This window comes from Thermoanaerobacter kivui (assembly GCF_000763575.1).
In the GTDB taxonomy this organism is placed as follows: Bacteria; Bacillota; Thermoanaerobacteria; order Thermoanaerobacterales; family Thermoanaerobacteraceae; genus Thermoanaerobacter; species Thermoanaerobacter kivui.
Map to the genome: position 1 here is coordinate 1,037,777 of NZ_CP009170.1, position 22,624 is coordinate 1,060,400.

At 34.7% G+C, this 22,624-nt stretch carries 20 protein-coding genes, 1 pseudogene and 1 riboswitch; of the genes and pseudogenes, 18 read left to right on the forward strand and 3 right to left on the reverse strand.

All coding sequences use genetic code 11. The features are described from left to right. Positions 1-16: 16 nt before the first annotated feature. The 15 genes from TKV_RS05180 (at position 17) to TKV_RS05250 (ending at position 15,591) form a co-directional block, all read left to right on the forward strand. Positions 17-1,030: a hypothetical protein gene (locus tag TKV_RS05180; RefSeq protein WP_049685031.1), complete on the forward strand. Its 1,014-nt coding sequence runs from the start codon at positions 17-19 to the stop codon at positions 1,028-1,030. A 103-nt stretch (positions 1,031-1,133) separates the two neighbouring features. Further along, positions 1,134-2,030: a phosphogluconate dehydrogenase (NAD(+)-dependent, decarboxylating) gene (gene gnd / locus TKV_RS05185; RefSeq protein WP_049685032.1), complete on the forward strand. Its 897-nt coding sequence runs from the start codon at positions 1,134-1,136 to the stop codon at positions 2,028-2,030. Positions 2,031-2,043: 13 nt separating this feature from the next. Beyond that, entirely contained in the window at positions 2,044-3,522 is a 1,479-nt protein-coding gene (gene zwf / locus TKV_RS05190) for a glucose-6-phosphate dehydrogenase (RefSeq protein WP_158506597.1), read from the forward strand. A gap of 7 nt (positions 3,523-3,529) precedes the next feature. Beyond that, the gene (locus TKV_RS05195; RefSeq protein WP_049685033.1) at positions 3,530-3,766 is read left to right on the forward strand and encodes a hypothetical protein; all 237 of its coding nucleotides are present in this window, start codon (positions 3,530-3,532) and stop codon (positions 3,764-3,766) included. Between the two features lie 92 nt (positions 3,767-3,858). Next, positions 3,859-4,527, forward strand: coding sequence for an L-serine ammonia-lyase, iron-sulfur-dependent subunit beta (sdaAB, locus tag TKV_RS05200; protein ID WP_049685034.1), 669 nt, complete (start codon positions 3,859-3,861; stop codon positions 4,525-4,527). Between the two features lie 12 nt (positions 4,528-4,539). Next, positions 4,540-5,421, forward strand: coding sequence for an L-serine ammonia-lyase, iron-sulfur-dependent, subunit alpha (gene sdaAA / locus TKV_RS05205; protein ID WP_049685035.1), 882 nt, complete (start codon positions 4,540-4,542; stop codon positions 5,419-5,421). Positions 5,422-5,434: 13 nt separating this feature from the next. Continuing rightward, positions 5,435-7,225 carry an oligoendopeptidase F gene (gene pepF, locus TKV_RS05210; protein ID WP_049685036.1) on the forward strand — a complete coding sequence of 597 codons (1,791 nt, stop codon included), beginning with the start codon at positions 5,435-5,437 and terminating at the stop codon, positions 7,223-7,225. A gap of 151 nt (positions 7,226-7,376) precedes the next feature. Continuing rightward, on the forward strand, positions 7,377-8,447 hold the full coding sequence (gene aroB / locus TKV_RS05215; RefSeq protein ID WP_049685037.1) for a 3-dehydroquinate synthase: 1,071 nt from the start codon (positions 7,377-7,379) through the stop codon (positions 8,445-8,447). Between the two features lie 114 nt (positions 8,448-8,561). Next, positions 8,562-9,386, forward strand: coding sequence for a prephenate dehydratase (gene pheA / locus TKV_RS05220; protein WP_049685038.1), 825 nt, complete (start codon positions 8,562-8,564; stop codon positions 9,384-9,386). A 24-nt stretch (positions 9,387-9,410) separates the two neighbouring features. Next, positions 9,411-10,427 (forward strand): 3-deoxy-7-phosphoheptulonate synthase, encoded by a 1,017-nt coding sequence (gene aroF, locus TKV_RS05225; RefSeq protein WP_049685039.1) that lies wholly within the window; start codon positions 9,411-9,413, stop codon positions 10,425-10,427. Beyond that, positions 10,424-11,266 (forward strand): prephenate dehydrogenase, encoded by an 843-nt coding sequence (locus TKV_RS05230; protein ID WP_049685040.1) that lies wholly within the window; start codon positions 10,424-10,426, stop codon positions 11,264-11,266. Before aroF ends, TKV_RS05230 begins: the two co-directional genes overlap by 4 nt. Positions 11,267-11,275: 9 nt before the next feature. Next, positions 11,276-12,547 carry a 3-phosphoshikimate 1-carboxyvinyltransferase gene (aroA, locus tag TKV_RS05235; protein WP_049685041.1) on the forward strand — a complete coding sequence of 424 codons (1,272 nt, stop codon included), beginning with the start codon at positions 11,276-11,278 and terminating at the stop codon, positions 12,545-12,547. An 18-nt stretch (positions 12,548-12,565) separates the two neighbouring features. Beyond that, complete coding sequence (locus tag TKV_RS05240) at positions 12,566-13,255, forward strand: response regulator transcription factor (protein ID WP_049685042.1); 690 nt, start codon at positions 12,566-12,568, stop codon at positions 13,253-13,255. Then, on the forward strand, positions 13,245-14,627 hold the full coding sequence (locus tag TKV_RS05245) for a sensor histidine kinase (RefSeq protein ID WP_049685043.1): 1,383 nt from the start codon (positions 13,245-13,247) through the stop codon (positions 14,625-14,627). Before TKV_RS05240 ends, TKV_RS05245 begins: the two co-directional genes overlap by 11 nt. A 34-nt stretch (positions 14,628-14,661) precedes the next feature. Beyond that, positions 14,662-14,788, forward strand: a riboswitch (cyclic di-AMP (ydaO/yuaA leader). Continuing rightward, positions 14,788-15,591, forward strand: a complete 804-nt coding sequence (locus TKV_RS05250; RefSeq protein ID WP_049685044.1) for a cell wall hydrolase — start codon at positions 14,788-14,790, stop codon at positions 15,589-15,591. It overlaps the preceding riboswitch by 1 nt. A 53-nt stretch (positions 15,592-15,644) precedes the next feature. Here the strand turns inward: TKV_RS05250 and TKV_RS05255 are convergent, their stop codons facing one another. Beyond that, positions 15,645-16,205 carry a TMEM165/GDT1 family protein gene (locus TKV_RS05255; RefSeq protein ID WP_049685045.1) on the reverse strand — a complete coding sequence of 187 codons (561 nt, stop codon included), beginning with the start codon at positions 16,203-16,205 and terminating at the stop codon, positions 15,645-15,647. Between the two features lie 411 nt (positions 16,206-16,616). Next, positions 16,617-17,969: a PIG-L deacetylase family protein gene (locus TKV_RS05260; RefSeq protein WP_049685046.1), complete on the reverse strand. Its 1,353-nt coding sequence runs from the start codon at positions 17,967-17,969 to the stop codon at positions 16,617-16,619. 153 nt (positions 17,970-18,122) lie between these two features. Here TKV_RS05260 and TKV_RS05265 point away from each other — a divergent pair, with 153 nt between their 5' ends. The 3 genes and pseudogenes from TKV_RS05265 (at position 18,123) to trxA (ending at position 20,891) form a co-directional block, all read left to right on the forward strand. Beyond that, positions 18,123-19,268, forward strand: coding sequence for an ROK family transcriptional regulator (locus TKV_RS05265; protein ID WP_049685047.1), 1,146 nt, complete (start codon positions 18,123-18,125; stop codon positions 19,266-19,268). Between the two features lie 33 nt (positions 19,269-19,301). Continuing rightward, positions 19,302-20,417, forward strand: a pseudogene (locus TKV_RS05270) (IS200/IS605 family accessory protein TnpB-related protein); the annotation flags it as partial. 150 nt (positions 20,418-20,567) lie between these two features. After that, positions 20,568-20,891: a thioredoxin gene (gene trxA, locus TKV_RS05275; RefSeq protein WP_049685048.1), complete on the forward strand. Its 324-nt coding sequence runs from the start codon at positions 20,568-20,570 to the stop codon at positions 20,889-20,891. A gap of 51 nt (positions 20,892-20,942) precedes the next feature. Here the strand turns inward: trxA and TKV_RS05280 are convergent, their stop codons facing one another. Then, complete coding sequence (locus TKV_RS05280; RefSeq protein ID WP_049685049.1) at positions 20,943-22,430, reverse strand: aminotransferase class I/II-fold pyridoxal phosphate-dependent enzyme; 1,488 nt, start codon at positions 22,428-22,430, stop codon at positions 20,943-20,945. Between the last annotated feature and the right edge of the window lie 194 nt (positions 22,431-22,624).

Below are 22,624 nucleotides of genomic sequence, written 5' to 3' on the forward strand. Positions count from 1 at the left end.
TGGGAGGTAAGAACAGTTGAAACTAAAGAAAATTTTAAAATGGAGTATTATATCTTTGATTTTTGAACTGGGATTTTTATACTATATTAACAACTATTTTCTTGTAGATTCTACTTTTATTAAAACTGAAAAAGTATTTGGAGATACTAAGTTACCTCATACTATAGAAATAACAGTGCCCTATGGGGCAAAGGATATAAAAATTTCCTATGATGGCGAATATATCTCATATATAGAAAATGGCAAACTCCACATAATAAGTACTAAGACTTCTAAAGTTGTAAAGCAAATTAAAGTGGAAGAAAAAAATACAGATTATTATACCTGGTTAACCGATAGAAATAGAATACTGTATTTTCTAAGAGAAAGATATGGGCATGGAATAAGAATAAATTTAGAGGCTTATGATGTAGACAATAGTTTAAACAATACTGTCAATAAAGCGATTTATTTGCCAGATAAGAGCTTTGTGTCATATATGACTTTATCTCCTCTTACAAATATGATTTACATCAAAGTAAACACACCTTTAGGAGATAGACTGTATCAAGTCAATATAATGAGTGAAATAAGAAGGATGTATTTACCTGTTAAAAAAATTTTAAAAATGGTTGAGACCCAAAAAAAGGACAATCTTGTTTATCAATCTTCAAATAACATAATTCACGTCATTAGAGACGGAAAGAAAGACACGTATTTAAGCACGAAGAAGTACGTTTTAATTGGAATTGATGGTAATGACAATGTGTATATTGGAAGTCTTAACAATAAAAAGCAGGTCACAAATTTATACTATGGCCATGTCGACAAGCCTTTAAGAGAATGGAAGAAGATTACTTTAATGAGAGAAGAAAATCCTCAAAATATAATCATTATTCCAAAAGATGATAGTTTAGGTTTTATACGAGATAATGAAGTTGAAAACTTGGAAAGTGGAATAGTTGTAAAAGGATATGGAAAAATAATCGATGTAAATAAAAGTTATATAGTTTATCGAAATAAGGACAAAATAATATTAAAAGCATATTAAGCAGGGGTTTTCCCTGCTTTTTAAATGAAAATGTGTGAACAATTATATAATACTAAAATTATAAAAAATATCACATGATAATTATTATTAAGGAGTGATTTATATGAAAATAGGTTTAATTGGACTAGGGCGCATGGGGTTTAATCTAGCATTAAATATGAGAGACCATGGACATGAGGTTATTGCATATAACAGGTCCCCTGAAAAAGTAAAAGAGGCCGAAAAAGAAGGTATAAAAGGTGCGTATACCATCGAGGATTTGGTAAAAAATCTCGAAAGAAGAAGAGTTATATGGTTTATGGTACCTGCTGGAGATCCAGTGGATGAAATGATAGATAAACTGCTTCCACTGCTTGACAAACATGACATTATCATAGATGGAGGTAATTCCTACTATAAAGACACCTTGAGAAGGAATCAAATGCTTAAAGAAAAAGGAATTGATTTTGTAGATGTGGGCACAAGTGGAGGAATTGAAGGAGCAAGACATGGAGCCTGCACCATGATAGGAGCAGAAGATGAGGTCTTTAAATATATTGAACCTCTAATTAGGGATATAAGTGCGGAAAACGGTTATTTACATACAGGCAAAAACGGCTCAGGGCATTTTGCAAAAATGGTTCACAACGGCATAGAATACGGAATGATGCAGGCTATAGGAGAAGGGTTTGAGGTTTTAGAGAAAAGTCAGTTTGATTTTGATTTAAAAGAAGTGGCCAGAGTTTGGAGTCATGGGTCAGTGATTCGCGGATGGCTTATGGAGCTTATGGAAAAAGCTTTTGAAAAAGACCCTAAATTGTCTGGAATAAAAGGAGTAATGCATTCTTCTGGAGAAGGACTGTGGACGTTAGAAGAAGCTTTAAACCTCAAAGTGCCTGTACCTGTAATTGCACAGTCGTTGTTTATGAGATATCGCTCAGAGCAAGAAGATACTTTTGCAGGAAAGGTTGTAGCTGCTTTGAGAAATGAGTTTGGAGGGCATGCGGTGGAAAAGAATTAATAGAGGTGGTTTTATGGTTAAAAATAATATATCTAATATAATGGTTATATTTGGTGGGAGAGGGGATTTGACTCACAGAAAGCTTATGCCTGCTTTGTATAATTTAAAATATCAAAAAATTCTTCCTGAAAATTTCGCTGTTGTTTCTATAGGAAGGCGGGACAAGACAGAGGAGCAATATAGAAACGAGGTATTGGAGTCTGTTAAAAATTATTCAAGATTTAACATTGATGAAAAAATTTGGCAAGATTTAAGTAAGGGAATATACTATAAAAAATTTGATTTTACAGATGGCAAGGGTTATATAGAACTAAGCTCTTTTTTGGAAGAAATTGATAAAAAATACAATGCAAAAGGCAATAGAGTTTACTATCTTGCGGTGGCACCGGAATATTTCGGGATAATCGTTGAAAAACTTAATAGGTACGGTATGGTCAAAAATGAAACTTCATGGCAAAGAGTAGTAATAGAAAAGCCTTTTGGAGAAGATTTAAAATCGGCACAAAGGCTAAACAAGATAATTACAGATGTTTTTACAGAGAGGAACACTTACAGGATAGACCATTATCTTGGCAAAGAGATGCTGCAAAACATAATTGTAATTAGATTTGCCAATGTATTTTTTGAACCTGTATGGAACAGAAGATACATTGACAATGTGCAGATTTCCTCTAATGAAACGGTGGGAATTGAAAACCGTGGGGGATATTATGAAAAAGCAGGAGCTTTAAGGGATATGGTTCAAAATCACATGCTTCAGCTTTTGACTTTGACAGCGATGGAACCACCTGTAAACCTCGATACAGAATCTATAAGAGACGAGAAAGTAAAAGTTTTGAAGTCTTTAGAAATTTTTACTCCAGGGGCTGTTGAAAAAAATATCGTTAGAGGGCAATATGTAGGATATAGACAAGAGGACAAGGTTTCGCCTACTTCCAATACAGAAACATTTATGGCGTTAAAAGTTCATGTGGAAAATTTCCGATGGGCAGGAGTTCCATTTTATATTCGCACAGGTAAGAGAATGCCGGCAAAATCTACGGAAATTGTCATACAGTTTAAGCCTCTTCCAGGTATTTTAAGCAAAGTTATAACAAAGTGTAAAGTATTTGACTTTACGAATATATTTGATAAAATAACTTCGGAGGACCTTGTAAATAAAAATATTCAAAAAGGAAATTTTATAATATTTAAGACGAGGAACTCCTTGGTAGAGGATTTCGACTTTGAATTTGTTTATTTAGATAAAAGCGGAGCCCTTTATTTAAAAGAAAAAGAAATTGTGGGTGTGGGAATTGATGCCTTAGGAATTGAGAGAAGCCAGCCAGACCATGAAACCCACAAAATCCTTTTGGAAGCAGGCATAGTTATCCTTGAGGGACTCCGGCTTAAAGATGTTGAAGAAGGGGAATATTTTTTGTATGCTGCACCTTTAAAAATTAAAGGTGCCGAAGCAGCTCCTACAAGAGCCGTATTGATAAAGGAAGAGTAAAGGTGCCATGAAATTAAAATTGTCTAAAATCAAAAATTTTGTCTTAGGAAAAATTTCATACGATGAGGAAGGAATAAACGAATATATTCAGCTTTTGTTTGAAAAGTTCGGCGAAAAGTTTTTTGAGGATTTATACAAAAGATATGAAGAAGGAGAAGAAATAGATAAGGCTTTTAAAAATACGCTGATTGAATATGGTAAAATTAAGCCCCTTAAAATAAAAAAATTAAACGTAAAAAGATAGTAAGCCGGGGAAACCGGCTTACTGTGCTGTTGCTTTTTAGTAGAGTTAAAGGTAAAATGTAGCTAAGAAAACTTTTACGTAAGGGGATCAATATGAGGGATTACAGCGTTTTTGATATATTGGGACCTATAATGGTTGGACCCAGCAGTTCCCATACAGCAGGAGCTGCAAGGCTTGCAAAAATTGCTCGAAAAATTGTGGAAGAGGATGTATCAGAAGTAGAGTTTATACTGTATGAATCTTTTGCCCACACTTATAAAGGGCATGGCACAGACAAAGCTCTTGTGGCAGGCATATTGGGCTTTGACCCTGATGATGAAAGATTACCTTATTCTTTTGAAATAGCAAGACAGCAAGGTATGAGGTTTAAATTTATTGAAAGCGATGAAGAAGCTCCACACCCCAACACTGTAAGAATGATAATCACAGGCAAAAAAGGACAAAAGAATAATATATTAGGATGTTCAATAGGCGGAGGCAATGTCCTTTTAAAAGAAATAAATGGCATAGAGGTGGAGTTTAGTGGAGAATATGAAACCTTGATTACAAATCATATAGATAAACCGGGGATAGTAGCAAGTGTCACTAAAATTTTTGCAAATTATAAAATAAATATCGCTTTTATGAGGGTATACAGGCATTCTAAGGGAGATAAAGCTATTATGGTGATAGAGTCAGACCAGAAAATACCTGAAGATGCAAAAGAGGCAATAAAAAATATTGATGGCATTTTGAATGCTATAATAATAAATACTATTTGATGGAGGTATAAAATGTATCAATATAATCATGGTTATGAGTTATTAGAACTTACCAAAAAATTCAATTTGCCCATATCTCAAATTGTAATGCTAGAGGAACAAGAGAGAACTGGAGAAGATTTAAATGTCATTTTTCAAAAGATGAAGAACAATTTGTTAGTGATGAAAGAATCTATTAATAAAGGTTTAAATGAAGATTTAAAATCAGTAAGCGGCTTGTCTGGAGGAGATGCTAAAAAACTATACGAAAGAGTAGTAATAGGGAATACCCTTTCTGGGGAGACAATAGCCAAAGCTGTAGCATCTGCTCTTGCAGTGACAGAGGTTAATGCTTCTATGGGTAAAATTGTTGCTGCTCCTACTGCAGGTTCCAGCGGTGTTATACCGGGAGCGCTGGTTACAATAGGTAGAAAGTTTGGCAAAAGCGATGACGACATGACGAGGGTATTGTTTACTGCATCAGGGATAGGTATTATAATAGCCAAAAATTCCACTTTATCAGGTGCTGAAGGGGGGTGTCAAGCAGAAATAGGTTCTGCCTCGGCAATGGCTGCAGCGGCTTTAGTAGAACTTATGGGAGGAACGCCAGAGCAGTGTTTTACTGCGGCTTCCTTTGCCATAATGAATTTGCTGGGGCTTGTATGCGATCCTGTTGCAGGATTAGTAGAAATACCCTGTGAAAAAAGAAATGCAATTGGAACAGCCAATGCCATAATATGTGCTGATTTAGCAATAGCAGGTATGGATAGTATAATTCCTTTTGACGAAGTTGTAGATGCGATGTACAGAGTAGGAAGGTCTATACCTTGCGCTTTGAGGGAGACTGCAGAAGGAGGGCTTGCAAAGACGCCAACAGGGGTTAGACTTAAAAAAGAAATTTTCCAAAAGGATTAAGTGGGAGGTTAACATGGCTACTTTAAAAACCAGAAGTGAAATTGAAGATAAGTATAAATGGAGACTTGAGGATATATACGAAGATGAAAAATTGTGGGAAGAAGATTACAATAAAGTAAAAGAGCTTTTAAAGGAAATTGTCAAATTTAAAGGGAAAATTAATACTTCTAAAGACTTATTGAGCGTTTTGAAGCTTCATGACGAAATTGGAATAATGGCTGGGAAAGTTTTTGTATACGCCCGCATGAGAAGAGATGAAGACAACACAAATACAAAATACCAAGCACTAGCTGACAAAGCTATGAGGCTAAACATTGAAGTGATGAGCACTACTTCTTTTATAGTTCCGGAGATTTTGTCTATTGATACGCAAAAATTAATGGAAATGATAAATGAATGTGAAGAACTAAAAATATATCAACATTATTTTGAGGACTTGATTAGATTTAAGCCTCATGTCCTCTCTCCAGAAGAAGAAAAAATATTGGCGGAAGCAGAAACTATCGCAGAATCTGTATCAAATATATACACTATGCTAAACAATGCGGATATGAAATTTCCTACGATTAAGGACGAAAACGGCGAAGAAGTAGAATTAACTCATGGCAATTTTATACGATTTATGCAGAGCAAAGACAGAAATGTCAGAATGGCTGCATTTAATGCCATGTACGATACATATGAAAAGTTCATAAATACTTTTTCTTCTACAATGGCTGGCAATATTAAAAAAGATATTTTTTATGCAAAAACGCGGAAATACAATTCCTCTTTAGAAGCCTCACTTTTTGAGGATAATATAAATGTAGAGGTTTATGACAATCTTATAGAGACAGTACATAATAGGCTTAATCTTTTGCACAGATATGTAAGTCTTAAAAAGAAACTTTTGGGTTTATACGAACTCCACATGTACGACTTGTATGTTCCCTTGATACAGGAATACGACAAGAAATTTACATACGAAGAAGCTTTAGAACTCGTACTTGAAGGTCTCAAACCTATAGGAGATGAGTACATAAGCTTGCTTAAAAAAGGATTTAACTCTCGATGGATTGATGTTTATGAAAACCGAGGCAAAACATCTGGAGCCTATTCATGGGGCACTTACGGTACCCATCCTTATGTGCTGTTAAACTACCAAGGCAAGCTAAATGACGTTTTTACAATTGCTCATGAAATGGGCCATTCATTGCATACCTATTATTCTAATTCAACTCAACCGTACATATATGCGGGCTACAAAATTTTTGTAGCAGAAGTAGCTTCTACTTGCAATGAAGCACTATTGATGGACTACCTTTTAAAGAATTCAAAGGATGAGAAAGAGAAACTTTATCTTTTAAACCACTTTTTTGAGGAGTTTAGGGGCACTATATACAGACAAGTGATGTTTGCAGAGTTTGAAAAATACGCTCATGAAATTGCAGAAAAGGGAGAATCAATTACTCCCGAAGTATTGTGTAAAAAATACTATGACCTCAACAAACTCTATTACGGTGATGACATCGTAGTGGATGAAGGTATAAGTTATGAATGGGCGAGAATTCCTCATTTCTATAGGAATTTTTATGTCTATAAATATGCCACAGGATTTTCTGCGGCAATAGCTATCTCTCAAATGATACTAAATGAGGGAGAAAAAGCTGTACAAAGGTACAAAGAATTTTTAAAGAGTGGAAGTTCTGATTATCCTTTGAATCTTTTGAAAAAAGCAGGAGTAGATTTGACAACTCCTAAGCCAGTAAATGAGGCGTTGGATGTTTTTGAAAGATTGCTTGATGAGTTTGGAAAAATGCTATGATGAATCAAGAGGGCAGTAAAAGAGACTGTCCTTTTTTCCAAACAAAAGTTCAAACGCTGGGGACGGTTCCTTCCGTCCGATTTCAAATTAAAATTCAGCTAAAAGGAACCGTCCCCTTTGTCTGAAAATAAAAAAGTGTGAGGTGTGAACTTTGGATTTTATAACAGTCGATTTAAAAGAAAGGTCTTATCCTATATATTTTGCCTATGATTCTTTTGATAAATTAGGAGAAATAGCAAAGAAACATGTGAGAAGCAGTAAAACATTTGTAATAACTGATTCTAATGTTTATCCTTTGTATTTTGAAAAACTCAATGAAAGTCTTATAAAAAGTCGTTTTGATGTGTCATATGAAGTTATTCCTGCAGGGGAAACAAGTAAAACAATGGAAATGGCACAAAGGCTTCTTGAAAAAGCTTATGACTATGGACTTTTAAGAGACAGTTCAGTTATAGCTCTTGGAGGAGGCGTTGTAGGAGACATAGCGGGTTTTGTGGCAGCAACTTACATGAGGGGAATAGACTTTGTGCAAATTCCCACGACTTTGTTGGCGCAGGTTGATAGCAGTATAGGGGGCAAGGTAGCAGTCAATCTAAAAAAAGGCAAAAACATAATAGGAGCTTTTCATCAACCTAAAATGGTATATATAGACACTGCCGTTTTAAATACGTTAGATAAAAGAGAAATACTTGGTGGATTAGCCGAAATAATCAAATATGGTATTATATGGGATTTTAGTTTATTTGAGTATATTGAAAGCAACATTTATGAAATTTTAGATTTAAAAGAAGATAAATTAAGGCATATAATCAAAAAATCTTGCGAAATAAAAGGGAAAATCGTATCTCTTGATGAGAAAGAAGAAAACCTGCGTTCAATATTAAATTTTGGCCATACGATAGGACATGCTATTGAAGCTTTGACCGGTTATGAGAGGTATATCCATGGAGAAGCAGTTGCTATAGGGATGGTATATGCTTGTAAACTTGCATTAAATTTAGGGTATATTGATGAAAAATATTTTGAAAGAATTTTTTCTTTGATACAAAAAACGGGATTACCTACAGATTATGGGGATTTGCACAAAGAAGACATCGTAGAGGCTATAAAACTTGATAAAAAGAGTAGAGAAGGCAAAATAAATTTTGTTCTTCCACGTGGTTTTGGAAAAGTTGAGGTCATGAGTGTTAAAGAAGATGAAATCTTAAAAGTTTTAAAATAAGCGGATAACCGCTTTTTTATTTATATTTTTTAGACTTTATGAAAAATTTACTTGACTCTACTTATGCAAAGTATTAAAATATCACTAATATTATAATTTGCAAGGGGGTGTTGGATGAAAATTGGCTATTTGGGTCCTAAAGGAACATTTTCTGAAGAAGCTGTTATAAAATACACGCAAGGTGTTGAAAATTGTGAAGTTGTAGAGTTTAACACCATTCCAGAGGTCATAAATTGCATAAGCAATGGCTTATGCGTAGAGGCAGTAATTCCTATTGAAAACTCTATTGAAGGTTCTGTAAATATTGCCGTAGATATGCTGATAAACGACGCAAATGGGATAATGATAAAAGGAGAAGTGATAATACCTATTTCCCATTGCTTGATTTCGGATGCTCCAATTGAATTTAAAGATGTACATTGTATACTTTCTCATCAGCAGGCAATTGCTCAGTGCAGGGAATATATATCTAAAAAATTTCCCAATGCGGAAGTAAAAGCTACAGACAGCACTGCTCAGGCAGTCTTAGGTGTCAAATCTAAACCTGGAGTGGTGGCAATAGGTCCTGAAAGAGCAGCTGTTATTTACGGCATGAGAATAATTGACAAAGACATTCAAGATGTAAAAGAAAATTATACAAGGTTTTTGGTCCTTTCTCAAAAGGACGGGGTTGTCACAGGGAAAGACAAGACATCAATAGTGTTTTCTGTCCCCAATGTTCCAGGCAGTTTATATAACGCTTTAGGGGTTTTGGCCAATAAAAAAATCAATATGACAAAAATAGAATCTCGACCTTCAAGGAAAAAACTTGGAGAATATGTTTTTTGGGTGGACATTGAGGGGCATAGAGAAGATGAAATAGTAAAGAGTGCTTTAGAGGAGTTAAAAGGTAGAACGGATTTTTTAAAAGTGTTAGGTTCATATCCTAAATTTAAGTAGAACGGTAGAATGGAGGAATTGAAAATGGTAATTGTTATGAATATTGATGCGACTGATAAACAAATCTCTGATATTACAAATCTTTTAACATCTCTTGGTTTATGTTACCATATTTCAAAAGGTGAAGAACGGATAGTCATAGGTGTCATCGGTGATAAGAAAAAATTAGAAGGTAAGGCTGTAGAAATGATGGAGGGAGTTGAAAAAGTCATTCCTATTGTGGAACCTTACAAACTTGCCAGCAGAATTTTCAAACCAGAGCCGACTGTTGTGGAAGTAGGGGATATAAAAATAGGCGGAAACAACATAGTTATAATGGCGGGACCCTGTGCAGTAGAAAGTAGAGAACAGCTCTTTGAAAGTGCGATGGCAGTCAAAAAAGCGGGAGCTCAATTTTTGCGAGGAGGAGCATTTAAGCCGAGAACATCTCCTTACTCCTTCCAAGGGCTTGAAGAAGAAGGCTTAAAAATGCTTCAGGAAGCAAAACAGCTTACTGGCCTTAAGATTGTGACAGAAGTTATGGATATTCATTCAGTTGAACTCGTGGTGCAATATGCTGATGTTCTTCAAATAGGCGCAAGGAATATGCAAAATTTCCCATTACTTAAAGCGGTGGGGAAAATTAACAAGCCTGTTTTATTAAAGAGGGGTATTTCAGCAACATTGGAAGAATGGCTAAGTGCAGCCGAATACATTTTAAGCGAAGGTAACAAAGACGTCATACTTTGTGAAAGAGGAATAAGGACTTTTGAAACTTATACTCGAAATACTTTGGATTTGAGTGCAGTTCCAGCAATAAAAAAATTGAGCCATTTGCCCATAATTGTTGACCCCAGCCACGGAACTGGAAAATGGCACCTGGTAGGTCCTATGGCTAAAGCTGCTATAGCAGCAGGAGCCGATGGCCTCATTATTGAAGTCCACCCAGACCCTAAAAATGCGTTATCTGATGGGGCTCAATCCCTTACCCCTGAAAATTTTGAGGTTTTGTGTCAAGACATAAAGTCTATTGCCAAAGTAATAGGGCGTGATTTTGCATGATAAAAAACGCGGTTATTGTAGGATTGGGTCTTATAGGCGGGTCACTGGCAAAAGCGTTAAGTAAATATACTGATATAAAAGTTATGGCTGTTGATATAAATGAAAATAGTTTACACAAAGCGTTGGAAGAGGGAGTAATTTCTTATGGCGTGACAGACCTTGATTTTCAAGTAGATGCTGATCTAGTTTTTATATGCACGCCTGTTGGAAAAGTTGTTGAAAAGGCTAAAAATATACTTCCTTATTTAAAAAAAGGTTGTATTGTAACTGACGTTGGAAGTACAAAAAAAGTTATAATGGAAGAAGTGCAAAAATTTTTACCCGATGAAATTTTTTTCATCGGGGGCCATCCCATGGCTGGCACAGAGAAGGCAGGTTATGACAACGCTGATGCAGATTTATTTGTCAACTCTAATTATTTGTTGACACCTTTTGATAATGTAAAGGAAGATGTTTTAGATTTATTTATAAATGAAGTAATAATAAAAATAGGTGCAAAACCGGTAATAATGGATTATAATAAACACGATGCCATTGTCGGAATAATAAGTCATGTACCTCATATTCTTTCTGCTACCCTTACGAATTTTGCTCATGATAAATGCAGTGAAGCATTTAAATACGCAGCTGGTGGGTTTAAAGATACTACGCGAATTGCCTTGTCTCAGACTGAAATATGGAAAGACATAATTTGTACAAACAAAGAAGTTATTTTGGAGTTACTAAAAAATTACAGGGAAGTCCTAAGTGACTTTATTTGTTATTTAGAAAATGACGATATTGACACCATACAAAAGTTTCTTGAAGATGCAAGAAAATATCGAAACACTATAACTTGAGGTGTTGTTATGGATATTGAAGTTAAAAAGAAAAGATTTTTAAAAGGTATTGTCTCAGTCCCTGGAGACAAGTCAATATCCCATAGAGCTGTAATGATTGGGTCAATTGCAGAAGGGATTACAGAAATTGAAAATTTTCTTTTAGGAGAAGATTGTATATCTACTATTAATTGTATGAAGAATTTGGGAGTTGACATTGAATTAAAAGGGACAAATGTTAAAGTTCATGGAAAAGGGCTTTATTTAAATAAAAGCGAAAAAATCCTTGATGTAGGAAATTCGGGTACTACCATTAGGCTTTTGATGGGTATTCTCGCTGGTCAAAAGTTTGAGACAACGCTTACAGGTGATGATTCTATAAAGAGACGCCCTATGGGAAGAGTGATAACTCCTCTTAGTATGATGGGAGCGAAAATAGAAGCAAGAGAAGGAAATTTTGCACCTCTTACGGTTTTTGGAAACAAACTTAAAGGCATATATTACAAAATGCCAATTGCCAGTGCACAGGTTAAGTCCAGCATAATGTTGGCAAGCCTTTACGCTGATGATAAAACGACTATTGAAGAGCCTTACCCTTCAAGAAATCACACGGAACTCATGTTTAGTTCTTTTGGTGCTAAAGTGGATGTAAATGGCACAAAAATAACTTGTTACCCTGGCTACAAATTACAAGGGCAGAGAGTTATTGTACCAGGGGATATATCGTCAGCAGCATATTTTATTGTTGCTGCAACTCTCGTTCCAAATTCGGAGGTTACTATAAAAAATGTAAATGTAAATCTTACAAGGACTGGTATTATCGATGTGATAAAAGAGATGGGAGGAGACATTGTCTTAACAAATGAAAGAACTATAAACAATGAAAAAGTAGCGGATATAACAGTTAAGACTTCAAGGCTAAAGGGAATTGAAATTGGAGGAAGTCTTATTCCAAGGCTTATTGATGAAATTCCAGTAATAGCAGTTGCAGCAGTTTTCGCAGAAGGGAAAACAGTGATAAAAGATGCCGAGGAGTTAAAAGTAAAAGAAAGCAATAGAATAAATACAATCACTTCAGAATTAAAGAAAATGGGAGCAAAAATTTTTGAAACAGAAGATGGGATGATTATAGAAGGGACGGGTTTTTTAAGAGGAAATACAGTGGAAAGTTACAACGACCACAGGATTGCCATGTCTTTATGGGTTGCTGGACTTATAGCAGAAGGAGAAACTAAGATAAAAAATGCTGAATGTGTAAATATTTCGTATCCGGATTTTTATAAAACCTTTGATATGCTATAATATCATTGGTGATGAATGATGAAAGAAAAGATACTTATCATAGAGGATGAAAAGCACATAGCCCGTTTTTTACAATTGGAGTTTGAACATGAAGGATATACTGTCACTGTGACTTACGATGGACCTTCTGGCTTAAAGGAGGCATTAGAAGGAGATTATGACCTTGTGCTTTTGGACATAATGCTTCCAGAAATTGACGGATTTGAAGTTTTAAAAAAAATAAGAGAACATTCCGACATACCTGTTATAATGCTTACTGCCAAGTACGAAGTAAAAGACAAAGTGGAAGGACTTGACATTGGAGCTGATGACTATGTGACAAAACCCTTTTCTATAGAAGAGCTTTTTGCAAGAGTGAGGGCTGCTTTGAGAAAGAAAAAGCCGCATCTTAAAAAAGATGTGTTAAGATATAGCGACATCACTATGGATTTGACAACTCATGAAGTAAGAAGAGCGGGTATAAAAATTGAACTTACAAAAAAAGAATTTGACCTTTTAGAATATTTGATTAAAAACGCAAATATAGCGCTGACAAGAGAAAAAATCCTTGAGTGCGTGTGGGGTTATGATTATTATGGAGATACCAACATAGTGGATGTATATATAAGGTATTTGAGGAGCAAAATTGACGACCCTTTTGACCGGAAGTTAATCCACACCATAAGAGGAGTGGGGTACACTTTGAAGGAGGATAAAGATGAAGATTAAGCTGTGGCCCCGCCGCATAACTTTAAGGATAGCTCTTCTTTATTCTGTAGTTTTTTCAGTAATACTGGTTGTGCTTAATGCTTCTGTGCTTTACGGCTTAAAATATTATCTAATATACCAAGCAATGGACCAAGTAACAAGCCAGGCAGAGGCTATAAAAAGTAAACTGGGGGAAATAAAAGGGGACGTCAATTTATTTGAAAAAGATTTGATTTTTTCAAGCATACCAAATGAAAATATTTATACAAAAATATTTGATGAAAAAGGGAATGTCATCTATTCTTCTAAAAGATTAGAAAGAATTAATATTCCTCATGATGTAAACATAGATATTCCTGTTAAAATTGACAAATATGATAAGGATTTGACTTACCTCAATACCATTTTTAAAAGCGATGATAAAGTGTTCTATATTCAAGTGATAAAGGACATGGAAAATGAATATTTGTTTTTGAAGCTACTTTTTATTTTGATGTTTTTTGCGGATGCGGCAGGAATTTTTGTGTCCTTTATTGCAGGATATTTCGTTACAAAGAGGGCTTTAAGACCTGTGGATTATATGACAAAAGAAGTAAGAGAGATAGATGCCCATGGGTTAAATAAAAGACTTAAAATATATGGAGAAGACGATGAACTTACAAGATTGGCAAAAACCTTTAATGACATGCTGGATAGGTTGGAAGATTCTTTTAAAAGGCAGAACATGTTTGTCTCTGATGCTTCTCACGAACTTAGAACCCCAATTTCTGTAATAAAAGGGTATATTGACATGTTGGATAGATGGGGAAAAGAGGACAAAGCCGTATTGCAAGAGGCTATAGAGGCGATTAAAAAAGAGACATTAGACATGGAGCATCTCATTGAAAGACTTCTTTTGTTGGCAAAAGGAGATAATAAATCGATAAAGTTAAATAAGGAAGAGTTTAATTTAAAGGATGTAATAAAAGAGGTTGCAGAGGAAATAAAAATGTTAAATGAAAGCAAAAATATAGTTGTAAAAGGGCAAAATGACATAAATATAATGGCTAACAAAAAACTCATTAAAGAGCTTATAAGGATATTTTTAGACAATGCAGCAAAATACACTTCTTCAGATGGCAATATAGAAATTGATGTGGGGAAGGATAACTCAAAAGCCTATATAAAAATTAAAGATGATGGCGTGGGAATACCAAAAGAGGACATTCCACATATTTTTGATAGGTTTTACAGAGTAGACAAAGCGAGAGCCAAAGAGACAGGTGGGGCAGGATTGGGATTAGCTATTGCTAAGTGGATTATTGAGGAACATAAAGGAAGCGTCACTGTAAAAAGTGAAGTAGGGAAAGGTAGTGAATTTACCATAACATTACCTATCTTTCCACCAGTTTAATATGGACACAAGTTAAATATCCGGCTATAATTTAGTTAAAAATATGCCGAATCCCCGATAAGGGGTACGGGGGAACTAAATTGGGGTGAATCCACTTTTGTGGTAGGGTGTCCCTAACCCGAACCCGTCAACTAACCTCGGAGGCAAAAGGGGGAACAACATGTTTAATATTCGCATCAAGGTCAAACCTCTCATCGCATCAGTTATAGCCGGATTGTTTATTTCCCAATCAGTATTTGCCGCAACTTACACAGTTAAACCCGGCGATACCTTATGGGGTATAAGTCAAAAATACGGAACTACCTATACTAAGCTGATGTCTTTAAACGGCCTTCAAAGTACCGTAATATACCCAGGACAAGTTTTACAAGTGCCGGGTAGTGATAACACATATGTTGTCCAAAAAGGTGACAGTTTGTACTTAATTGCTTTAAAATACGGCATTACTGTTGATATGCTCAAATCTGCAAACGGATACAAAAGCGACATAATATATCCTGGACAAGTCTTTATTATACCCAGTGCTACTTCTTCTAATAGGGCATATCAGGATGTCAGCAGAGGTTCTATCGAAAGGGGTGTAATACCCTACACAAAAGAGGAATTTGACCTCCTTGCGCGACTTGTTACCGCGGAAGCAGATGGAGAACCATACCAGGCTAAAGTAGCAGTTGCGGCTGTAGTAATAAACAGAGTTAAAAGTGGTATTTTCCCTAATACTATAAAAGATGTGATATATCAAGTCGATGCATACGGAAATTACCAATTTACTCCTGTGCTAAATGGGTGGATAAATAGACCTGCTTCAGTTGACGCTATAAGTGCAGCAAGAGATGCGTTAAGTGGTGTTGACCCAACAAACGGAGCCTTGTATTATTTTGACCAAAGTTCTACTAATGCGTGGTTGTGGTCACTTCCTATAGCGGCAAGAATAGGTAATATGGTTTTCTGTTACGGCAGGTAAAACTTCCGATGAGAGGGTCAAAAACGGGTACAATTTAAGTACCCGTTTTTGACTTAGAAAAACAATTTATACAAAGTAGAAAGACCAAAAGCGATGAATATGAAAGAAGATAGATATTTTAAGTATTGAGAGGGAAATTTTTTATTGAAATAGATACCTACAATTATTCCTAATATATCTGCTAAAAATATCCCCAGAGTAGTACCTATTAATATGTACAGAGGACTGTTATATGATGCAGTCAAAGCTATAGCAGCCAATTGCGTTTTGTCTCCAAATTCTGATAGTACATATGTACTTATAATAGTTGCAACAGGACCATATTTTGAATTTTTTATTTTTTCCTGTTTTGTTTCTTTCTCTATTAAAGTTGAAATTCCAAAAAACAAAAATAATAAAGCAGCTAAAAATTTTATATAAAAAATGGGAATGTATTCGGTGATATACGAACCAAATATCACAGCAATGCCATTGTTTATTAAGGCTGCGATAAATATACTTATAAGAACAGTCCTTACTTTAAAAAGAGTAGCAAAAGCCATTGACATGAGCTGTGACTTATCTCCCATCTCAGAAGTAAAGATAAGGACAAATGATGTGACAAGTGCCTCCATTTTATTGCCTCCCCAACTATTATATTTGCTCTATAAATAAATTAGGACCTTTACATAATATGTAAAACATATTATGTAAAGGTCTCGTTCTTTAAGGTAAAGCCAGGGTTTCCCGATATGTTGACTTTACCACATATAAGCTATGCGAACTACTCCCCTTTACTCAATATATTGTAAAAAATTTATCATAAAATGTCAACTTATTTGATTGTAACATGTCTGTCGAAATTTTGAAGGTTACTGAGTTTTTGCATAGTTATATTTTTAGACTAAAATTTTACACACATTATTTTAGAAATGAAGGCAATGTAGCTTTATTGGTGAAACCAATTTCAAAAAATTGATGTAATTTACAAAATGAGTTCTGCAAATAAAATTTTAGTAAATGGCTACAAGTTAATAGGATATTGATTATTTTTCTTTTTTCAAAAGTCTCCACGCTGTTTTGTCAATAAGATATTTATTAGAAGTAGTGGTAGCAGATAAATATATTGCATCAAAGTCTATATTTATAGGAATAGTGATATGAATTATTCTATTTTTTATATTGACATCTCCTTTTCTATAGACTAATTTTCCATTTGTAACTTTTGCATTTATTCTTGTAACTTCTTTATGGCCTTTAAATAGTATACCATATAAGTTGTATTCATAAAGTGGCTTTGCAGGTTGTCTACACTTTATAGTTATGTGCAAATTATTATTTTGTATATATGCATACACTCCTGTTATATCAACACTTCCATTTTCATAATCTCTAAAATTATCATATTCTGGGTCTATTATCACTTTATAATCATCAAATTTACGGTTTTTATTGTATTTTTTCAATATGCCGTCTTCATAAAACCCATACAGCTCTGTTTTTCTGTCAAAAGCCAATAAAAAGTCTTTCATCACTTTTATCTGAGTTTTATACATCATTATTGCTTCTCCCTTTTTGTCAATATCGGTTTTTGCAAGAGGATATAGATGCCACTCTGTTCCTGTCTTCAAAAGATTTTGAGGAGGATTTAGATTTAATTGAGAATGTTTTCCAAAAGGCAGTGGCCAGTCTGTGCGATGAATTATGTAAAGAAATTGAGGGAGATTTTCTTTTTTAAGAAGATATAAGGTATATTTTACAAAACTATTTGTTGCCCAATGGTCGGGATGAAGCTCATTTGGATGAGGATACACAATAAGCGTAGGGTTATATTCTTTTATAATTTTTGTTAAATCTTTTATTATGTTTTTTCCATTGTATTCTACTTTCAGAATGTATGAATTATCATAGGGGCTTATTGTTGTCTTAGTACCAAAGCTTTTATAAGGTACATTCCAATATTTCCACCAAAGAGGAGCTAAACCTTTATCAGGGTATCCTAAAAAAATTATATTTTCACCTTTAACGCCTAAGTATTTTAGGGCATTTTTAGTTTCTTTTTGCCTGTCATAGCCGAGGCGCAAAAACTCCTGTGGCTTAGGCATTGGAATTTCATAATTTTCTATAACTGCACGCTCGAAAGAATCTCCATTAGTCATTACTATGACTTTAACGCATCCTCCATATCTTAAGGTGTCCTGAATTAAACCGGCAGCAGCAAGCGTTTCATCATCAGGATGAGGTGCAAAAACTAATACTCTTTGATAAATTTGAGGAGTTGGATAAAGTTTTTTAACAGGAGTTTTGCCTGCATAGTTATAAGTTTTTAATTCTAATCCAGCAAAAGCTACAAAAAGTATTAAAGTAATTATTGCAATGTATTTCATTTTTTTATTCATTATAAGGCACCTTCCTTGTATATTTGTAGTCTCAAAATTTATTATTTACATTTTTCAAATTATTATGGTATAATAATTACAGGAAAATGTTCGGCAATCGAACTAATTTTTTTGGATAATTAGTTCAGATAATGAACTAATGGAGGCGAGATATTGAAAGACTATACTAAAGGCACTTCAGGGTTAATTAAAAATATCAATAAAGCCAATGTTTTAGATGTTATTAAAAAAATGCAACCCATATCGAGAATAGAGGTTTCTAAAATTTTAAAAATGAGCAAATCTACTATTTCTGCCATTGTAGATGAGTTGATTGAAGAAGGTTTGGTAATAGAAAATGGCTACGGAGAAAAAGGTACAGTAGGGAGAAAGCCTATACAGCTTTCTTTTAATCCCGATGCTAGATTTGTTATAGGGATAAGCGTTGAATCTACAAATTCGATAGGAATTCTGACTAATTTAGAGGGGAAAATTTTAAAAAAGATAAAATGGGAAACTGGCATTAAAGAACAGGCTTTTAATGGAATTGTGAAAGGGATAAAAGAACTTACTGAGGAAGATAAAAATATAATAGGAATTGGTATTGGTCTTCCAGGAATCACAGATATACAAAAAGGAATTATTGATGCACCGGGATTGAAATGGAGTAATTTTGATTTAAAGAAAAGGTTGAATGAAATTTTTAATTATAGCATTTATGTAGACAACAGTGTAAATTATGCTGCACTGGGAGAGAGATGGATTGGTTGTTGCCGCGAAATAGAGAATTTTGTGCTGATAAATATAGGAAATGGTATAGGTTCCGGGATATACGTAAATGGCAAATTATTAAGAGGCAATGCTTATGCCGCAGGAGAAGTAGGCTATATGGCTACAGAAGAGGACGTCTTTGAAAACTCGTATTCTTATGAGGACTATGGTTATTTTGAAAGGAAAGCTTCTTTGTCTGCTTTAGTTGAATCAGTTTCTAAAAGTTTGCCTTATATAAAAACTATGGAGGGTGTAGTAAAAGAATATAAAAAACAAAATCCTGCTTGTGTACAAGCTGTATCTCAATTTATTAAAAATTTAAGCATGGGTATTGCCAATATTGTAAGTATTTTAAACCCAGAAGCGATAATAATTGGAGGAGACATCCTAAACTATGAAATTGATATACGCCAGGAATTAAAGGAGAAAGTGAAAAGGATTGTGCCTTTTGATTTTGACATTAAAGTAGCTCAACTTGGTGAAGATGCTTCTGCTATTGGGGCGGTAGCCGATGTGCTTTTAAATACAAATAATTTAATTTTACTATAAGGAGGTATCAACAGTTGAAATAAAAAGTAAAATAAATTAAAAATCAGGTGGCAGGAGAAGAGAAAAGGAAATCTCTATTCAAGAGGGGATAAAAGCAAAAAAGGAAATCTCAACACAAGAATAGAAGTAAGAAAAAACGGCACTTTCTTAAGGATAAATGTAGGGGAAAGAAAATATGTATACGCCAAAATAGAAGCAGGCTACAAAAAGAATAAAAAAAGAAAAGAACTCCTGCAGGAAATTGCCCAATCAAACATACCATACTCTGTAGAACTAAAACTCAAAAATGGCAGCATATGCGCCTATTTTGCCATTGAAGAAGAATATCCAGAAATAAAAATAACAAAAGAAAAAGGAATCATAGGAATAGATGTGAACGCATATCCGGACAACATATCATGGGCAGAAGTAGATGAAAAAGGAAATCTAATAAGCTATGGCAGTATACCAATGCCGGAACTTGCAAGCGGCAATTCAGATAAAAGAGAGTATTTCAGATGGCAGTATGCTCATGAGATAGTAAAGATAGCAAAAGAAAAAAGAAAAGCAATAGTAATTGAAAAATTAGACATAAAAAACAAAGGAGAAAAAGGAGACTTTTCAGGCAAAAAGTCAAGGAGAATAAGACATAACTTTAGCTACAAATCCCTTTTAAAAAAGATAAAAATTTTAGCAAAAAAGGAAGGGATAGAAGTAATAGAAGTCAATCCTTCTTACACCTCAATAATAGGCATGTTAAAATATGCGCCGCAGTACATGATAACAAAAGACATAGCAGCAGCTTACGTAATAGCAAGAAGAGGATTAGGCAGAGAAGAAAAGATACCAGACAATTATATAAAGTTTCTTAACGCACTAACTATAGATAAATTAGAAGAATTAAAAAAGCATGTAAAGAAAACAGTCAGGAACAAGCAGTTGAAGAAAAAACACTTAAAAGAGATAAATAAAGCAATAGAATTTCTACAAAGCCTTGAGAGTGAGCCAGGAAGGGTACTAAAACCTCTGGATGGAACAAGTTTTAGTGCCCATGATTTCTGGCAAGTTCTCAAGGTAGCGGTGGTAACTCCACTCTCCCCTGAGAAGGTGCCAAGAGACTTCTCTGCCCTAAAAAAGCTGTTAATTCAGGGCAAGTGGGGAGACCCATAAAGGCGCGAGTCCCTGCTTCTTGGGGCAGGGGCTATGGCTTTCCCAAAAACCGCCTGCTGGGGCAGGGAAAGTCTGAAGGGCGGACTACAAATACCCCAGCTGCCCAAACTGCACAGTTTTGCACAGTTTGGGTAACCAGGATATACACAAATGAAAACAGTAAATGTCACAGATGAGACTTTTACAGAGGAAGTGTACAATTCTGATAAACCTGTTTTAGTAGATTTTTGGGCTAAATGGTGTAGACCCTGTTTAATGATGGCACCAGTGTTAGAGGAGTTTGCGGAAGAATATGCTGATAAGATAAAAGTTGCAAAACTGGATGTAGATGAAAATCCTGTAATTGCTTCTAAGTATCGAATTATGAGCATTCCTACGATGGGAGTTTTTGTAGAAGGCAAAATGGTAGATAAGGTGATTGGCTTTATGCCAAAAGAGCATTTAGTTGAAAAATTGTTAAAATATTTGAAATAGGTATTAAAAAGGAGTATCTTTTGTTGGAGATACTCCTTTTTTAGTAAAACATTATGCTATCACATTTAAAACTTGCCGGTCATTTACTATTTTTATATAATTTACTTCCGGGTCTTCGGTGCCTTGTATACTTAAATTGGCTTCTTTCATTTTATTTACATATTCAATTATTTCTAATGTTATTCTTTCGCCTGGGCAGAGTACTGGTATACCTGGGGGGTATGCCATCAAAAATTCCGCGCTTATCTGGCCTATACTTTCTCTAAGAGGCAACGATACAGTTGAACAGCCAAAAGCGTATCTGGGGGAAACAACTTGTTCAGGTATTTCGGGAATGTCTATAGGCTTTGCTATTTCAATGTTTTCATCATATAATTCATCACTTATTTCTCTTAAAGCCCTTAAGAGATAATCGACTTTTTCCTTTGTATCACCAATAGAGAATACACATAAAACATTATACATATCTGAAAGTTCAGGTTGTATATAATATCTTTCTGCCAATATTTTCTCTAACTGATGGCCGCTTATTCCAAGGCCTTTAGCTGTTATTGTAACTTTTGTGGGGTCGAAGTCGTAAGCTCCGTCTCGACCGACAATTTCTTCACCAAAGCAGTAGAGTCCCTTTATATTGTTTATCTCTCTTCGAGCGTACTCTGCTAATTCTATTGTTTTATCTAATAATTCTCTTCCTTCTGTAGCCATTTGCATTCTTGCAACATCTAAAGAGGCTAGCAATATATATGAAGGGCTAGTGGTTTGAAGCAAGCTCATCACTTGCTTTACCCTATTGATATCAATTCTATCACCTTTAACGTGAAGCATCGAGCTCTGCGTCATTGAGCCAATAATCTTATGAGTGCTCTGTGCACAGATATCAGCTCCTGCTTCCATTGCTGAAATAGGCAATTTTTCGTTAAATTTTAGGTGTGGTCCGTGAGCTTCATCTACCATTAATATAGCGCCATACTCATGAACAATTTCAGCAATTTTTGCCATATCCGTAGAGACTCCGTAATAAGTTGGATTTATTATTAAAACAGCTTTTGCATCAGGATGCTCTCTTAATGTTCTTTCTACTGTTTCTGGAGTGACATTTAATGCGACACCGATATTTTTATCAATTTCTGGTTGCATATAAACAGGTATAGCACCGCTTAGTATTATTCCTGATGTTACGGATTTATGAATGTTTCGCGGAACAATAATTTTTTCATTTTCTCCCATTACACTTAAAATCATTGCCTGTATTGCTCCAGATGTTCCGTGAATAGAGAAAAAAGTAGCGTCGGCACCAAATGCTTGTGCTGCCAATTCTTGGGCATATTTAATTGGTCCAGTAGGTTTGTGCAAGCTGTCTACTTGCTGAAAAACTGTTACGTCCATTGACAACACATTTTTGCCCACAAAGTCTAAAAATTTTTTTGCCATTCCCACACCTTTTTTATGGCCTGGCACGTGAAAAGGAATGGTGTTGTTATTTACGTATTCCATTAAGGCATCAAATAAAGGGGTTTGAGTTTGATCTAACTTTTTCAACTCACTTAACACCTTCTTTCATAAGTTTTGGCTCAGAATAAAAGCCTAAAACCTTGATATAGGTAATTCAAGGATATAGGCTTTTGCAGAGCTTAGCTTTCCCTAAAAATAATTTCAATTCATTATAAGATACATTGTTTCAAATTTCAATAATAAGTTTGCTATGATTTAAAAAATTTTTTAGAGAAATTTCA

What these genes read in the sequence shown, in the direction of transcription:
- gnd (WP_049685032.1), top strand. Translation starts at nt 1,134, where the DNA reads ATGAAAATAGGTTTAATTGGACTAGGGCGCATGGGGTTTAATCTAGCA.
- zwf (WP_158506597.1), top strand. Translation starts at nt 2,044, where the DNA reads ATGGTTAAAAATAATATATCTAATATAATGGTTATATTTGGTGGGAGA.
- TKV_RS05195 (WP_049685033.1), top strand. Translation starts at nt 3,530, where the DNA reads ATGAAATTAAAATTGTCTAAAATCAAAAATTTTGTCTTAGGAAAAATT.
- sdaAB (WP_049685034.1), top strand. Translation starts at nt 3,859, where the DNA reads ATGAGGGATTACAGCGTTTTTGATATATTGGGACCTATAATGGTTGGA.
- sdaAA (WP_049685035.1), top strand. Translation starts at nt 4,540, where the DNA reads ATGTATCAATATAATCATGGTTATGAGTTATTAGAACTTACCAAAAAA.
- pepF (WP_049685036.1), top strand. Translation starts at nt 5,435, where the DNA reads ATGGCTACTTTAAAAACCAGAAGTGAAATTGAAGATAAGTATAAATGG.
- pheA (WP_049685038.1), top strand. Translation starts at nt 8,562, where the DNA reads ATGAAAATTGGCTATTTGGGTCCTAAAGGAACATTTTCTGAAGAAGCT.
- aroF (WP_049685039.1), top strand. Translation starts at nt 9,411, where the DNA reads ATGGTAATTGTTATGAATATTGATGCGACTGATAAACAAATCTCTGAT.
- TKV_RS05230 (WP_049685040.1), top strand. Translation starts at nt 10,424, where the DNA reads ATGATAAAAAACGCGGTTATTGTAGGATTGGGTCTTATAGGCGGGTCA.
- aroA (WP_049685041.1), top strand. Translation starts at nt 11,276, where the DNA reads ATGGATATTGAAGTTAAAAAGAAAAGATTTTTAAAAGGTATTGTCTCA.
- TKV_RS05240 (WP_049685042.1), top strand. Translation starts at nt 12,566, where the DNA reads ATGAAAGAAAAGATACTTATCATAGAGGATGAAAAGCACATAGCCCGT.
- TKV_RS05245 (WP_049685043.1), top strand. Translation starts at nt 13,245, where the DNA reads ATGAAGATTAAGCTGTGGCCCCGCCGCATAACTTTAAGGATAGCTCTT.
- TKV_RS05250 (WP_049685044.1), top strand. Translation starts at nt 14,788, where the DNA reads ATGTTTAATATTCGCATCAAGGTCAAACCTCTCATCGCATCAGTTATA.
- TKV_RS05255 (WP_049685045.1), bottom strand. Translation starts at nt 16,205, where the DNA reads ATGGAGGCACTTGTCACATCATTTGTCCTTATCTTTACTTCTGAGATG.
- TKV_RS05260 (WP_049685046.1), bottom strand. Translation starts at nt 17,969, where the DNA reads ATGAATAAAAAAATGAAATACATTGCAATAATTACTTTAATACTTTTT.
- trxA (WP_049685048.1), top strand. Translation starts at nt 20,568, where the DNA reads ATGAAAACAGTAAATGTCACAGATGAGACTTTTACAGAGGAAGTGTAC.